The 14,581-nt window shown below is 66.7% G+C and carries 13 protein-coding genes; 5 read left to right on the top strand and 8 right to left on the bottom strand.

Going from position 1 to position 14,581, the window contains the following annotated elements:
- Window positions 1-104 precede the first annotated feature (104 nt).
- A complete protein-coding gene (locus RIC54_RS10495; RefSeq protein ID WP_007672236.1) occupies window positions 105-311 on the bottom strand; it encodes a cold-shock protein in 207 nt (68 codons plus the stop codon).
- A 258-nt stretch (window positions 312-569) separates the two neighbouring features.
- Here RIC54_RS10495 and RIC54_RS10490 point away from each other — a divergent pair, with 258 nt between their 5' ends.
- The 3 genes from RIC54_RS10490 (at window position 570) to RIC54_RS10480 (ending at window position 4,063) form a co-directional block, all read left to right on the top strand.
- Entirely contained in the window at window positions 570-1,559 is a 990-nt protein-coding gene (locus tag RIC54_RS10490; RefSeq protein WP_350095917.1) for a hypothetical protein, read from the top strand.
- A gap of 279 nt (window positions 1,560-1,838) precedes the next feature.
- A complete protein-coding gene (locus tag RIC54_RS10485) occupies window positions 1,839-2,876 on the top strand; it encodes an FkbM family methyltransferase (RefSeq protein WP_350095915.1) in 1,038 nt (345 codons plus the stop codon).
- 149 nt (window positions 2,877-3,025) lie between these two features.
- The gene (locus RIC54_RS10480; protein ID WP_350095913.1) at window positions 3,026-4,063 is read left to right on the top strand and encodes an FkbM family methyltransferase; all 1,038 of its coding nucleotides are present in this window, start codon (window positions 3,026-3,028) and stop codon (window positions 4,061-4,063) included.
- A gap of 18 nt (window positions 4,064-4,081) precedes the next feature.
- On the opposite strand, the gene RIC54_RS10475 is transcribed toward RIC54_RS10480, so the two are convergent.
- Complete coding sequence (locus tag RIC54_RS10475; protein WP_350095911.1) at window positions 4,082-4,774, bottom strand: SDR family NAD(P)-dependent oxidoreductase; 693 nt, start codon at window positions 4,772-4,774, stop codon at window positions 4,082-4,084.
- A gap of 5 nt (window positions 4,775-4,779) precedes the next feature.
- Window positions 4,780-6,429, bottom strand: a complete 1,650-nt coding sequence (locus RIC54_RS10470) for a thiamine pyrophosphate-dependent enzyme (protein WP_350095909.1) — start codon at window positions 6,427-6,429, stop codon at window positions 4,780-4,782.
- Between the two features lie 163 nt (window positions 6,430-6,592).
- On the opposite strand from RIC54_RS10470, the gene RIC54_RS10465 reads away from it, so the two are divergent.
- Window positions 6,593-7,993 (top strand): amidase, encoded by a 1,401-nt coding sequence (locus RIC54_RS10465; RefSeq protein WP_350095907.1) that lies wholly within the window; start codon window positions 6,593-6,595, stop codon window positions 7,991-7,993.
- A 37-nt stretch (window positions 7,994-8,030) separates the two neighbouring features.
- On the opposite strand, the gene RIC54_RS10460 is transcribed toward RIC54_RS10465, so the two are convergent.
- Both RIC54_RS10460 and RIC54_RS10455 read right to left on the bottom strand, forming a co-directional pair.
- Window positions 8,031-9,701, bottom strand: a complete 1,671-nt coding sequence (locus tag RIC54_RS10460; RefSeq protein ID WP_350095905.1) for a thiamine pyrophosphate-binding protein — start codon at window positions 9,699-9,701, stop codon at window positions 8,031-8,033.
- Window positions 9,698-10,285: an SRPBCC family protein gene (locus RIC54_RS10455; RefSeq protein WP_350151004.1), complete on the bottom strand. Its 588-nt coding sequence runs from the start codon at window positions 10,283-10,285 to the stop codon at window positions 9,698-9,700. Before RIC54_RS10455 ends, RIC54_RS10460 begins: the two co-directional genes overlap by 4 nt.
- Before the next feature lie 244 nt (window positions 10,286-10,529).
- On the opposite strand from RIC54_RS10455, the gene RIC54_RS10450 reads away from it, so the two are divergent.
- Window positions 10,530-12,158, top strand: a complete 1,629-nt coding sequence (locus RIC54_RS10450; RefSeq protein ID WP_350095901.1) for an FMN-binding glutamate synthase family protein — start codon at window positions 10,530-10,532, stop codon at window positions 12,156-12,158.
- Here RIC54_RS10450 and RIC54_RS10445 read toward each other — a convergent pair.
- From RIC54_RS10445 to RIC54_RS10435, 3 genes are all read right to left on the bottom strand, one after another.
- On the bottom strand, window positions 12,085-12,639 hold the full coding sequence (locus tag RIC54_RS10445; protein WP_350095899.1) for a GNAT family N-acetyltransferase: 555 nt from the start codon (window positions 12,637-12,639) through the stop codon (window positions 12,085-12,087). The genes RIC54_RS10450 and RIC54_RS10445 overlap by 74 nt on opposite strands.
- A gap of 28 nt (window positions 12,640-12,667) precedes the next feature.
- On the bottom strand, window positions 12,668-13,636 hold the full coding sequence (locus RIC54_RS10440) for a DMT family transporter (protein ID WP_350095897.1): 969 nt from the start codon (window positions 13,634-13,636) through the stop codon (window positions 12,668-12,670).
- Between the two features lie 89 nt (window positions 13,637-13,725).
- Window positions 13,726-14,544 carry an aldo/keto reductase gene (locus RIC54_RS10435; protein WP_350095895.1) on the bottom strand — a complete coding sequence of 273 codons (819 nt, stop codon included), beginning with the start codon at window positions 14,542-14,544 and terminating at the stop codon, window positions 13,726-13,728.
- Window positions 14,545-14,581 lie beyond the last annotated feature (37 nt).

Raw genomic sequence — 14,581 nt, 5'->3', positions numbered from 1 at the left:
TACCGCTGTGATATATTCGTTCAAGAGGGCGCGATGAATAAGAAAGCGGCGGCACGTCCGCGCCGTGCCGCCGCTAATGTCGTTTTCGAAGGTTGAAGAGGGCTTCAGAGCGGCTTGAGCTCTTCGGCGGCCATCTTGCCGTTCCGCTGCGGCTTCATCTCGTACATGATTGCCTGGCCTTCGTTCAGGCCCTGCAAACCAGAGCGCTGCACGGCAGTGATGTGAACGAATACGTCAGCACCGCCGTCGTCCGGCTTGATGAATCCGTAACCCTTCGTGGTGTTGAACCACTTCACCGTACCAGTCGGCATTCGATACGCACTCCAAACGCGACGCGTCCGCCGGAGATTGCAGAAATCATCTCCTCAGGACGCTCGAATGCCACTGCAGCACGCGAGTTCGGTCACGCAAGCGCAAGGCGACGTCTCGCCCGGCTCCTAAGGCGATGCTGATCCCGAACGCTGGAATCATGATGGAATCCATACGCCGACTCGCGTTCGCTGTCGATGTCGATGTGTCAATGGTTTTAGTTGCTTGTGCGACGATTCGGCTGTCGGCACAGTCGGCCCATGAGATTTTTCCTTTTAGCACTGGTGTTTGCTCTGCTTTCCTCGGCGGGCGCCTCGGCTCGCGAGCAGCTCAACCTACACTTGGCGTTCAGTTCCCGGACGCCGCTGTACGGTACCTTGGCCACTCGTCTGGTCGCGGAGGTTGCCGAGAGATCCGGCGGCCGGTTGCGTCTGCGACCTCATGAGCCGGGAGCGATGGTGCCGCGGTTCGGTTATCTGGACGCGGTGGCGCAAGGGGCGGTCGATGCCGCCTGGGGGACCCCGGCGGTGCTGAGCGGTCGGGCGCCGGAAGCGGCGCTCTTCACCGGTGTGCCGTTTGGCCTGGATCCGGCGGCGCATCTGTCCTGGGTCAGGGACGGCGCTGGTCGTGCACTCTACGACAGCCTCTACGGCCGCTTCGGCGTGATCGGACTGCCTTGTGCGTCGGTCGGTCCGGACGGCTTGGCCTGGCTACAGGCTCCGCTGGACGAAGCCGCGCCGTTCCGCGGACTGAGGGTTCGGGCGTTCGGCCTTCCAGCGCGCATTCTGGATGCCTTGGGAGCGGGCAGCGCCATCGGGTTTGGCGCGGACCTGGTCGTCGGCCTGGGAACCGGTGCGTTCGATGCGGCCGAGGCGAGCGTACCGGCGGCCGACGTGGCGTTCGGGCTGCACAAGGTCGCGCCGGTCTACCTCTACCCCAGCCCGATCCAGCCGACGACGCTGCTCGATCTGGTGATTAACGGCGAGCGCTGGACACGGTTGTCGGCCGATGCCCGTGCGACGTTGGTCGCAGCATGCGGTGCGACGGCCGAGTTTGCCGTTACCGCAAACCTGGAGATGGACGCCATCGCCCTGCGGTCAATTGTCGAGGCGGGCGTGGCGGTATCGGCTCCATCGGACGCGACGGTGGATAAACTGCGGGCGGCATGGCGGGAGGTCAGAGACCAGCAGCAGTCGGAGTCTGCCAGTTTCGCCGCGGTGATCCGCGCCTATCCATTGGACGGCAACTGAGTCGGCGTGCTGAGCTTGGGGGAACGAGCCACCCATGGATTCTACCGTGTACCGCCGTGACCGGCATCGGGAGCAGGGAATCGCTTACGGCCATCTCGCTCACACGGTTATGAACGCGCTAGGCGTTCACGGAAACCGTTCCGCCTCGGACGTTGGTCCGGTCGAGACCGGAATTCCGCCCTCCGGTTTGGCCTACCGGTGACCTCCTCGCTGCACTAGGACTCCACGCCGTGCTCCTGGAGTGCTACGACGCGGGTTTCCAATCGGGTTGAACAAACCATGACTGATTTGCAGAACGTGGGATCCGATCTTCGGATCATGTGGCGCCGTATGCTCGTGGATCCGACGAAGGTGTATGTCGGGAATGAGGTCCTGCGCCAAGCGGTCGTCGGATTGCACCCGAAGGTCTTGGTGAAGCTGCTGAAGTGGCAGCACCGGGTTCGACCGAATGACGACAATTTTCGTTTGTACGATCGATGCATCCGATTGATCGACGGGCGCGACATGCGGCGAGCCACGTTGCCGCGAACCCAACGCGTGCGCACGATCGATTTCGGCGATGGAATCAAGCTTCGCTTTACGGATGATCATCCGGCGGCGGGCGTGTTCATGCGACGCGTATTGCCGGTCGGGCGGGTGCATGAACCCGAACTGGTGAACTATCTGAAGAAGACCGTCCGGCGCGGGGACCTGATCGTCGATATCGGAGCGCACGCCGGTTACGTTTCCTGCATCGCTGCGGCACTTGGAGCAACGGTGATTGCTGCGGAACTGCAGCCGACGCTGATCCCGATCATCCAGTTGAACGCTGCTCTCAATGACCTGTGGACGGTGCATACGCTGTGCGCCGCACTTGGCGATCGAGCGGGATTTGTTCCGACGATGCGGGTCGGTCCCTCGCCGGGGTTTCAGGCCAGTGTCGGACAATGGGACCGGGCCGACTATCCCCTCAGCAGTCTGAATCATGACTGCATTCCCTGCATGACACTGGACAGCCTGTTCCCGTCCGGTCCCGTTCCAAGCCTGATCAAGATCGACGTCGAGGGCGCAGAAGGGCTGGTGCTCAAAGGGGCGCACGGCCTGATCGCGGCCGGGACTACCCGGTTCATGGTGGAGGTGCACGGTCATCTGATCGGCGGATTCGGGACAACGCTGGCGGATATCCTGGCACCGTTCCCGGCGGATCGCTGGTCGCTGTCGATGCTCACGGAGGATGGCGTGGAACCGTTGCCGAGGAAGGATTTCCTCGATCCGGCGGGACCGATCGCCACTCACAAACACAACGCACCGGTGCTGTTCGAGCCCGCTTCGCACTAGCAGTCGTCTTGTAGGGCGGTCGATCCACCGACCGCAGCGGAGCGTCGGGACCGTTCGATGTCCCCGAGTGATCGCTGGACATCGCCCGGCAGTTCTCGATGCTCTCCGTTTGATGCTACCAGGGTTTCGTGGTCACGGCTGGAACGGACATGATTGAACTGCAGCGATATGGGCCGGAACTTCGAGCCGCCATCCGCCGATCCCTGGATGAACCCGCTCGGACCCGTATGGATGGCGCCGCGTTGCAGGACGCCGTGACCGAGATGGCTCCGGCGACCCTGTACAACGTGATGCGCTGGCAGGCTTGCGCCAACCCCAGCGACCGCGCGGCGGAACTGGTTCGTCATTGGAAACGACTGGCCGCCGGACGCGGGTACCGGCAAAGCGTTCTGCCCCAGGCTCGACAGGCTCGGGTCGTCAAGTTCAGTCCTGATCTGGAACTGATGTTCTGCGCCGATCATCCCGCAGCGCGTCCGTTCATGAACGGGGTCATGCCCGCCGCGGGTGTTCATGAGCCGGAGCTTGTCGAATACCTCATCCGGACCGTGCGGGCCGGCGATGTGGTCGTCGATATCGGGGCACATGTCGGCTACGTGTCGTGCGTTGCCGCCGCCTTGGGCGCGACGGTGATCGCTGCCGAGATCCAGCCGACACTGGTGCCGATGATCCAGCTCAACGCGTCACTCAACGAGCTTTGGACCGTCCACGCACTGTGTGTCCAGATCGGCGACCGGGTCGGACTGACGTCCACGTTTCGGCTGAACCCGTCGCCGGGGATGCAGAGTTCCGTCGACCGGATCGGGCAGAGCCAGGCTCTTCTGACCAGCGTCAATCATGACTGCATCCCCTGCATGACGCTGGACAGCCTGTTCGGCGATGCTCCCTATCCGGCCCTGGTCAAGATCGACGTGGAGGGCGCGGAGGGAAGCGTCCTGGCCGGCGCGCGCGGGATGATCGCGGCAGCCAAGACGAAGTTCGTCGTCGAAATTCACGGACGCCTGATCAGCGGTTTCGGAACCACGCTGGCGAACCTCCTCGAACCCTTCGCAGAGGATGTCTGGTCGCTGTCGATCTTGACGGTTGACGGGCTGCAGCCGTTGTCGCGCGAGAGTTTTCTCGACCCCGACGGCCCGATCGCCACGCACAGGCATAACGCACCGGTGCTGTTCGAGCCTCTGCAGCCCTAGCGACCGGCCGGCCTGCCTTCAGAACGTCTCCATCCACGGACGGAGCTCGATCTCCCAGGACCAAGCGCTGCGGTGCTGGCGCAGGACATGAAGGTAGCTCTGGGCGATGGCGTCGGGTTCCAGGAACGCGTCGGGACCCCGCGACGCATCGGTGTAGTTGGGTCCGGCGATGCCGCCGTCGATCACGAAGTGCGCCACATGGATGCCTTTCGGCTGCAGTTCGCGAGCCAGCGACTGGCATAGCCCGCGCAGCCCGAACTTGCCCATGGCGAAGCAGGACGAGTTCGCGTAGCCCTTGACCGCCGCCGACGCACCGGTCACCAGCAGCGTGCCCTTGCCCTTCGGCAGCATGCGTTTGACTGCCTGCTGCGCGACCAGGAACCCGCCATAGGGGGCGACCATCAGGGCGTCGCGCACCGCGATCGGATCGAGGTCCTGGATCGGTCCGCGCACCCGCGCCGACGGGTTGAACACCACCACGTCCGGTTCGCCCAGGTCCTTGTCGACCGCGGCGAACAGGGCGGCGACATCGTCCGCATCGGACACGTTGCAGCGATAGGCCCTGGCGCCGGTCTCAGCGACCAGTGCGTCGAGCTTGCCGGGCGAGCGCCCGGCAAGTGCGACAGCCATGCCTTCCTTGGCGAACAGCCGGGCCAGCGAGGCGCTGAGGCCCGAGCCGGCACCGACGATCAGTGCGGATTCCTTGGTCATCGGGGTCACTCCTTGAGCTTGGGCTTGCTCGGGGCAGGGCGGATCACCGGCCACGGCTCCGGCATCTCGCCGACCGGGACCTCGATCACCGTCGGGCGGCGGGCCGCGAACGCCTCGCGCACGGCGGTCTCCAGCGCCGCCGGGGTTTCGGCACGCCTGCCGTCGGCACCATAGGCCTCGGCCAGCTTTACGAAATCCGGGTTGGTGAAGGTCGACCCGATCACCCGGCCGTCGTGCAGTTCCTTCTGCATGCGCAGCACGTTGCCGTAGGCGCCGTCGGCGAACACCACGGAGACCACCGGCAGCTTGTGATGAACCGCAGTGGCGATCTCGTTGGCGGTGAACATGAAGCCGCCGTCGCCGTTGACCGACAGCACCGGCTTGTCCGGGTTGGCGACTTGCACGCCGAGCGAGGTGGCGTAGCCATAGCCGAGGGTGCCCTGGTAGCCCGGCGTCACCATCGTGCGCGGCGCGTACACCGGGAAGCCAATGCGCGCGACGTAGGCGACCTGAGTGAACTCGTCGACGAAGAACCCGTCCTCCGGCAAGGCGCGGCGCAGGGCGCCGAGGAATGCCATCTGCGGTCCGACGATACTCTCGGCCCGGGCGTGATGCTTGGCGCGCAGGGCGGTAAGTTCGTCGGAACGGGACTCCCGCTTGCGGTTGTGGCCCGCGACGGCGTTGACCAAGGCGCGCGCGGCCTCGGTGGCATCGGCGACAATGCCGACCGCCGGCTTGGCGATCCGGCTGATCTCGGTCGGGTCGACGTCGACGTGCACCACCTTCACGCTGTCATCGAGGCCCCAGAACATCCGCTCGATCTGCATCCGGCAGCCGATGGCGAGCGCGGCGTCGCAGTCGCCCCAGTACTCGTTTCCGGCCGGATGGTTCAGGGCGTAGGGCTCCCGCTCGTCGACGATGCCGCGGCCGTTCTGGTAGGAGACCACCGGTGCCTGCAGCATGGCCGACAGCGCACGGATCTCCGCGGCCGCGTCATAGGCGCCGCCGCCGACAAAGATCATCGGCTGCTTGGCATTGCCCAGGATCTTGGCGGCGGCCTCGATCTGGTCGGGGTCGAGTGCGGGCATCGGGTCCGGCTCGCCGATGATGGCCGGGCCGACCGGCGCCTTCATCGCAAGGATGTCCATGGGCACCTCGAGAGCGACCGGGCGGGGCCGACCGCTCTGGAGCTGCCTGAACGCCTCGGCGACCGCGCGCGGTGCTTCGCTCGGGTGGTTGATCCGGGCCGCGTGCTTGGTCAGCCGCTCCAGGATTCCCAACTGGTCGGGGATCTCGTGCAGCATGCCGATGCCGCGGCCGATAGTGTCGGACGGGATCTGCCCGGTGAAGGCCAGTACCTTGGCGCTGCAGCCATAGGCAGTCGCCAGCGCCGCGCCGGTGTTCAGGATGCCGGGGCCCGGGACCACGGCGTAGGCGCCGATCTTGCCGGTCGACTGCGCCCAGCCGAATGCCATGTAGGCGGTGCCCTGCTCGTGTCGGGCGTTCAGTACCCGGACCTCGTTGCCGTGGTCGTGCAGGGCGTTGAAGAAGTGGTCGAGTTGGATGCCGGGCAGGCCGAAGATCGTATCGATCCCGTGCGCGATCAGGGACCGGACGACGGCCTCACCGCCACTGATGGTGTTGGCTGATGTCATGATGTTCTCCGATGGACGAGGCGCCATGCTGGCTCCCGTCGCAGGCGAGGGCAAGCCGTCTGCGGCAAAAGATTGCCGCCTGTCGGGCAACGGACCAGACACGCGCTTGCCTGCCAACGTTGAACCGGTGACAGTTCGCCTTCATTCGCAATGAGGACTCGATATGCCCCCGCTGCACGCGCTCACCGCCGCCGAACTCGCCCAAGCCTATGCCGACAAGAGCCTGTCGCCTGTAGAGGTGGTAGGTGCGGCTCTGGCGCGGATCGAGGCGTGGGAGCCGCACGCCAACGCGCTGTACCGGATACATCACGACGGTGCACGGGCAGCGGCGGCTGAATCGGAGGCGCGTTGGCGTGCCGGCAAACCGCTGTCGCCGATCGACGGGGTGCCGATCACCCTGAAGGAGAACATCACCACCAAGGGCGACCCGGCACCGATCGGCGTGGCGATCGGCGACCTGACGCCGAAGACCGAGGATGCGCCGGCCGCCGCACGGGTGCGCGAGGCCGGGTGCGTGCTGCTCGGCAAGACCACGATGCCGGACTACGGGATGCTGTCGTCCGGGCGGTCGTCGCTGCACGGCACCACCCGCAACCCGTGGCGGCTGGACCGCAACACGGCAGGTTCGTCTTCGGGGGCGGGGGCGGCGGCGGTCGCCGGCTACGGCCCGCTGCACATCGGGACCGACATCGGCGGCTCGGTGCGGCTGCCGGCCCATCACTGCGGCCTGTTCGGGCTGAAGCCGTCGCTAGGGCGTCTGCCGGTGTATCCGCCGTTCATGGGTCGCGCGGCCGGGCCGATGACCCGCACGGTGCGGGACTCGGCGATGCTGATGTCGGTGGTGACCGGTCCGGACGTACGCGACTACATGAGCCTGCCGCACCAGCCGGTCGACTATGCCGCCGAACTGGAGGGACTGTCTGCCAAAGGCCTGCGCATCGGCCTGATCCGCGCCATGGGCACCGGCATCGACCCGGAGCCGGGCGTGCTGTCGGCGGCCGACGATGCCGCCAAGGCGCTGTCGGCGGCGGGTGCGGAGGTCACGGAGATCCCGTCGTTCCTGACCCCGGATATGCTGGAAGGCATCTGCCGGTTCTTCGAGGCCCGCTCCTACAACGATGTGATGTCGCTGTCGGAAGCGGCCCGCGCCCGGATCCTGCCGTTCGTCCTGGAATGGTGTACATGGCGGGCTGGGACCTTCTCCGGCGCCGACGTCATGAACGCATACATGCAAGTCATGGCGATGCGCGAGGCCGCGGTGAAGGCGGTCGCGGCGTTCGATTTCGTGCTGTCGCCTGTGGCGCCGATCGTCTCGTACCCGGCCGAGGCCCACTCCCCCAATGAGGATCCGCACAACGCGCTGGCTCACATCGCCTATACGGTCGCCTACAATTTCTCGGAGCAGCCGGCAGCCTCGGTCAACTGGACATTCACCGGTGACGGGCTACCGGTCGGCGTCCAGGTGGTCGGCCAGCGCTTCGACGATCTCGGGGTCATGCGGCTCAGCCGATTGATCGAACAGATCCGTCCGGAGCAAAAGGCCTGGCCGGAACCGCCGCGCTGACACTGCGCGGCCGCCTGTTGCGCGGTTGCGACTGCGCTCAAGCCTCGCCGTAGTGAATGCGTCTGTAGGCGCGGGATGGAATCAGGTCGTCGATCTGCAGATCCCACAGCCCGGCGGTGTTGGCCGACTGGTGCTCCTGGAACAGCGCCGGGCAGCGCCCCATTTCGCTGACCGTGGTGCCGCGCAGGCCAAAGCCGGTGGCGACTCCTGCGAGGTCGCCGCGGCCGTGGATCGCCTCCTTGGCCTCGATGCCGTTGGCGCGGAACTTGTGGAACTCGGCGCCGTAACCGCCGTCGTTCATGATCGCGATCAACATCTGGATGCCGTGCCGACGGATGGTCTCCAGTTCCTGGACGTGCAGGTACAGGCTGCCGTCGCCCTCGATCAGCAGTACCTTCCCGTCGCCGCGGTCGGCCGCCACGCCGATCGCCGCCGGCAGGCCGGAACCGATACCGCCGAAATCGCTGATCACGTGATAGCGGTCGTTGGCCCGGCCGCGCATGTGGGTCAGCGCGATCGAGAAGTAGTGGCCGGCGCCGATCACGATGTCCCAGTCTTTCGGTACCACGGCGTCCAGTTCCAGGATCGCTTTGCGCGGGTCGAGCAGGCCGGGCTGCGGGGTGAACTGCTTAGCGTCCGGCACGTCGGCGGCAATCGCGGCGGCCATGTCGGGAGTCCGGAAGCCGGAGCGGGCAATCCCCCGCTTGTCGAGGGCTTCGACAATTGCCTCTGCGGCGGCTCGTGCGTCGGCACGGACGTGCAGGTCGGCGGTCCGCAGTCCTTGCCACAACCCGCGCGGGTTGGTGTCGATCTGCACAACCTGGGCGCCGGGATACAGATAACCCGCCTCGGTGGTGTAGTGGCCGAGCCCGGCGCCGACGCCGATGACGAGGTCGGACTCGGCGAAGCGTTCGCGGGCGTAGTCGCTGGCAAAGGCGCCGGCGATGCCGATGGCGTAGGGGTTGCCTTCGAACACGCCTTTCCCGAGCAGTGAGTTGGCGAGCAGCGCGCCGGAGCGCTCGGCCAGTGCCTCGAGCGCGGCGCGGGCGTCGGATCGGGCGGCACCCCGGCCGGCGATCACGATCGGCCGTTCGGCCTCGGCGATCAGCGCGACCACCTTGTCGACCATCAGCGGATCGGGACCCGGGCGCTGGGCTGCCGGTACGAAGCCCGCCGAAGTCATGTATTCGGAGAGGTAGGGATAGTCCTTCTTCTGCAGGTCCATCGGCACCGACAGTACCACAGGTCGGCGCTCGACCTGGGCGATGACGAAGGCCTCGCGCACGTTGTCGAGCAGGCGGTCGATGCTCTTGATCGCGATGTAGTGGGCGCCGGTCGCCAGCGCCAGCGGCGCCATGTCGATCTGCTGCAGGTACCAGGCGGCGCCGATCGGGGCGTCGCCGGCGAACACCACCATCGGCGTGTTGGCCCGCGCCGCCATGGTCAGCGCCGTCATGATCTGGGTGAAGCCGGGTCCGCAGGTGGTGGAGGCGACGCCGACCTTCCCGGTCGCACGGGCGTAGCCGTCGGCCATGGCGCAGGCGGCATGCTCGTGGCGGGCATGGATCACCTTGACGCCGGGCTGCTCGGCCATCGCCGCCGACCAGTACATGTTGGCGTCGCCCATCAGGGTGAACAGCACCTCCACGCCCTCGGCGCGGAACGCCTTGACCAGCATGTCGGTGACCTGGAGCTTGCGCGCGTTCATGACTTTCCCCTGTCGAAGAGCGACTTGAACCAGGACAGCAGCGCCCGCCACAGCAGGCTTCCGGCACTTAGCTCGGTTGCGGAGGGTGGCGCCGGTGCCGTGGTCGGTGCCGGCGGATCCTCGGCCGATTGCTCTGCTGCCGGCGCGGCGACCAGGTTGGTGAGGTTGGCCGTGAAATCGGCAAGCAGGGCGCGGGCGACGTGCACGCCGCCGGCGTTGGCGAACGCCTCCAGCGGCCCGGTGACGCTGAAGCTGCCGTCGACCGACAGTACCGTCTCGGTGTTGCCCGACGCGGTCACCGTGCCGGAGGCCAGCGCGTGCGATGCGCCGCACTGGTCGATGCCGCGGCCCTCGATGCTGCAGGTCCGGTTCGCGTGGTCGTAGGTCAGTGCGACCTCGCCCCGGAAGGTCGCGACCGTCGGGCCGAACTTGACCCGGATCGATCCGCGCCACAGGCCGTCACCCTGGTCGGGGGCCATCTCGGCGCCAGGGATGCAGGACGCGATCAGCGCCGGGTCACTCAGCAGCGGCCAGACGGTCTCGGGGGGCGACGGAATCGTCGTCTGTTCGTTCAGGGAAGGCATGAGGCTCGGATCGGTCAACGGCGGGTCGTGGAACGATAGTCGTCCGGCGCGCGGGTGGGAACCATCCGCCTCCCGCCGACTGCCGTGCCGATGCGGGGCGAGTCCCTCATATGGTTCTGCCGATTCGTCGTTAATTTCATCTTCATTCTTCGGAAATACGCTGCCTGCCGAATCTGTCGTCGCGTGCCGGCGGTCGGCATTCGCGTGCGGGTAGGGCTGACGACGAATCCCCGGGGGAGGGAACATGCGCTATTCGATCTTTGCGATCCTGATCGCGGTTGCCGCGCTCGGGCTTGTCGCCGGTGCTGCGGGCGTTTGGTACGGCTGGATCGCCGTTGCGGTTGCCGGGCCGCTGACCCTTCTCGGCGTCTACGACCTGCGCCAGACGCGGCACAGCCTGATGCGCAACTATCCGATCATTGCCCACATGCGCTGGCTGTTCGAAGGGATCCGCCCGGAGATCCGCCAATACCTGATCGAGAGCGATGCGGACGCGTTCCCGTTCAACCGCGAGCAGCGTTCGCTGGTCTATCAAAGGGCCAAGCAGGCGGTACAGACCGTACCCTTCGGAACCCAGCAGGACGTTTACAAGCCGGAGTACGCCTACTTCACCCACTCCCTGGCGCCCGTGCATCCGAAGACCTTCGATTTCCGGGTCACGGTTGGGGGAGAGTCCTGCAAGCAGCCCTACGCGATCTCGCTGTTCAACATCTCAGCCATGAGTTTCGGCGCGCTCAGCGGCAACGCCATCCAGGCGTTGAACAAGGGTGCCAAGCTCGGCGGCTTCGCCCACGACACCGGCGAGGGCGGGATCTCGCGCTACCATCGCCAGCATGGTGGCGATCTGATCTGGGAGTTGGGGTCCGGCTATTTCGGCTGCCGCGCGGCCGACGGAACCTTCGACGCCGAGAAGTTCATCAAGCAGTCCGCCGACCCGCAGATCAAGATGATCGAGGTCAAGCTGTCGCAGGGAGCGAAGCCCGGCCATGGCGGCGTGCTGCCGGCATCGAAGATCACCCCGGAGATCGTCGAGGCGCGCGGCATCCCGATGGGCATCGACTGCGTCTCGCCGGCGGCTCACCCGGCGTTCTCCACGCCGGTGGAGTTCGTGCGATTCCTGCAGCAACTGCGCGACCTCAGCCTGGGCAAGCCGGTCGGCTTCAAGCTGTGCGTCGGCCATCCCCACGAGTTCATGGCGGTGGTGAAGGCGATGATCCAGGAAGAGATCTATCCGGATTTCATCGTCGTCGACGGCAGCGAGGGCGGCACCGGGGCGGCGCCGGTGGAGTTCACCAACAGCGTCGGCATGCCGCTGCGCGAGGGGCTGCACTTCGTCAACATGGCGCTGATTGGCGCCGGCATCCGCAACCGCATCCGGATCGGCGCCAGCGGCAAGATCATCTCCGGTGCCGACATCGGCACAGCGCTGGCGCTCGGAGCCGACTGGTGCAACTCGGCGCGCGGCTTCATGTTCGCGCTGGGCTGCATCCAGGCCCGCTCCTGTCACACCAACCGCTGCCCGACCGGTGTCGCCACCCAGGATCCGACCCGGCAGAAGGCGCTGGTGGTGCCGGACAAGGCGGCCCGCGTCGCCAGTTTCCACAAGAACACCCTGATCGGCTTCGGCGAGATGCTGGGCGCCATGGGCCTGGACCGCCCGGACCAGATCACCGTCGACGTCCTGCACATCCGAACCGCCGACCGGGCCAGCCTGCTGCACCACCGGCTGGCACCGCTGCAGCTGTCGCATCCCGACTGCCCGTTGCCGTTCGCGCGGCCCTGGGCGGAGGCGCAGACGGTCAGCTTTGCGCGATCGGAGGGGCCGAAATCCGACCGCGCCGTGCCACCCAAACCTGTCCACGCCACGGGCTGACGCCGTCGTAGACCGCGGTGAAGTCGCGGGCCGGATCGCGCAGCATCGCCAGCCGGCCCATCACCGCCTGGGAGCGATGGTTGTCGGGGGCTGAGAAAGCGACGATCGCGGGCAGGCCAAGCCGGGCGAAGGCGTCGTCGAGGGCGGTCGCGGCAGCCTCGGTGGCATAGCCGTGGCCCCAGGCGCTGCGTACCAGGCGCCAGCCGATATCCCAGCCGGGCGCCAGGGGATGGCCGGCGGTTAGCGGCATGACGCCGGCATAGCCGAGGAAGTCCCGGTTCAGGGCCTCGACCGCCCAGCGGCACACGCCGTACCGTTCATACGCAGCGATATAGCGGTTCAGTTTGGCGCCGCTGGCCGCCCGGTCGATCGGCCCGCCCAGGTCGGTCATCACCATGGGATCGGCCATCAGCGCCGCGAACACCGGTCGGTCGCAGTCCCGCCACGGGCGTAGTCGGGTGCGCGACGTGTTGAGCATCATCGGACGGCCGTTGGACAGTGAGACGCGCTCAACGCCGGTAGCGCGGCGTGTCGGGGACGCGGGCGCTGCGCAGACGGGATTCTCGCCAGATCATGTAGAGACCCGAGCCGGTGATCAGCGCGATGCCGGCCAGCGCCACCCCGTCCGGCCATTCGTTGAACACTAGGATGCCCCACAGCACCGACAGCGGGATCGCCACGTACTCGAAGGGGGCGACGACGGCTGCTTCGGCGATCCGGTAGGCCTGGCTGATCCCGAAGCCGCCGAACGCCGACGCCACCCCGATCGCCACCAGCACCCCCCAGTCTGCGCTGTCGGGCACCACCCAGTTTCGGAACAGGAAGTCGAGCGACGCGTCACCGGTGTCGGCGAAGCGGCCGTCGCCGACCAGCAGGCCCATGCTGCCGGACACCATGATGAAGGTAAGCTGGATGTAGAACGACATGGCCAGCGCGCTCTCGGTCCGGCCGATGTAGCGGGTCAACATGTGCAGCGAGGCGTAGCCGAACGCCGCCGCAACCGGGTAGAGCGAGGCGAACTGGAACACCTCGGTTCCTGGGCGCAGCACAATCACCACGCCCAGCAGCCCGGTCGCAATCGCCGCCCAGCGGCGCGGTCCGACCCGCTCCTTCAGGAAGACGACCGAGAACACCGCGATGACCATCGGTGCCACGAAGAAGATCGCGACACCCTCGGCCAGCGGCAGGGTGGCGATCCCGAGGAAGAACGACATGTTGGCGAACACCACGCAGGCGCCGCGCGCCAGATGCAAGCCCAGCCGCCGGGTCCGCAACGCCGCGAAACCGCCCGACAGCGGGAGCAGCACCGCCAGCAGGACGACGAGGCCGATGACCGCCCGGATCAGCACCACCTGGTGCAGCGCATAGTCCCCGGACAGGAACTTGATCGCCATGTCATTGATCGAGAAGCAGAACACGGCCACCAGGGCCGACAGCGTTCCGAGCAGGGTGGGATTGTCGGTGAGCGTTTTGATCATCGAGCCATAAGACAGGGCGTTTGGCGCCGGCTCAACCGGTAATGGTGCCGGCGGTCGGATGCCTTGGCTCCCCGACCGCCGGCGGACGGTCAGTCCCAGTCGGGTCCGAACGCCGGGTCGACCAGCCGTCGGTTCTTCGGCAGTGCGGCAATCGCCCGGCGGTCGTCGTCGTCCAGGGTGACATTCCAGGCGTCCATATTGGCCTGCTGGCTTTGGGGGCGCTGCGCCTTGGGGATGGCGGCGACACCATCCTGGTCGAGCAGCCATTTCAGCGCCACCTGGGCGGCCGAGACGTCGTGCTTGGCCGCAATCCCGACCATGATCGGGTCGTCGGCGACGGTGGCGCGGGCGATCGGGCAGTAGGCGACCAGCGGCACGTTCTTGGATTGCAGGTAGCCGAGCACCGCCGACTGATCGAGGTAGACGTGATACTCGACCTGGTTGCAGGCGATCGGTGCGCCGATTTCCTCGATCGCCTGGCGCAGCAGGGGCAGGGTGAAGTTGGCAACACCAAGGGCACGGATCCGGCCCTCCTCCTTGAGGTGCACCAGGGTAGCCAGGGTGGCGCCCAGATCCATGTCCGGCGACGGCCAGTGCACCAGATAGAGGTCGACGTAGTCGAGCTTCAGCTTGCCGAGGCTGCCGTCCAGCGCGCGACGGATCGCGTCGGGTGCCAGGTGGTCGTGCCAGGCCTTGGTGGTGACGTGCAGGTCGCCGCGAGGGACCCCGGTGGCGGCGATCCCGGCGCCGACCTGAACCTCGTTGCCGTACATCTCGGCGGTGTCGACGTGGCGATAGCCCATGGCCAGCGCACTCTCGACGGCTGCCTGGCCGGGCGCATCGGTCAACTTGAAGGTCCCGAGGCCGAGCTTGGGCATGGTGATGCCCTGGGCGGTAATGGTCTGCATAACGGGATCCTCAGTTTTTGATTGTTCGGTCGACGAT

Origin of the sequence: Thalassobaculum sp. (genome assembly GCF_040219215.1) — a bacterium.
Classification (GTDB): Bacteria; Pseudomonadota; Alphaproteobacteria; order Thalassobaculales; family Thalassobaculaceae; genus Thalassobaculum_A.
The sequence above is the reverse complement of the archived record's forward strand: the minus strand, read 5'-3'. Positions and strand labels throughout refer to the sequence as shown.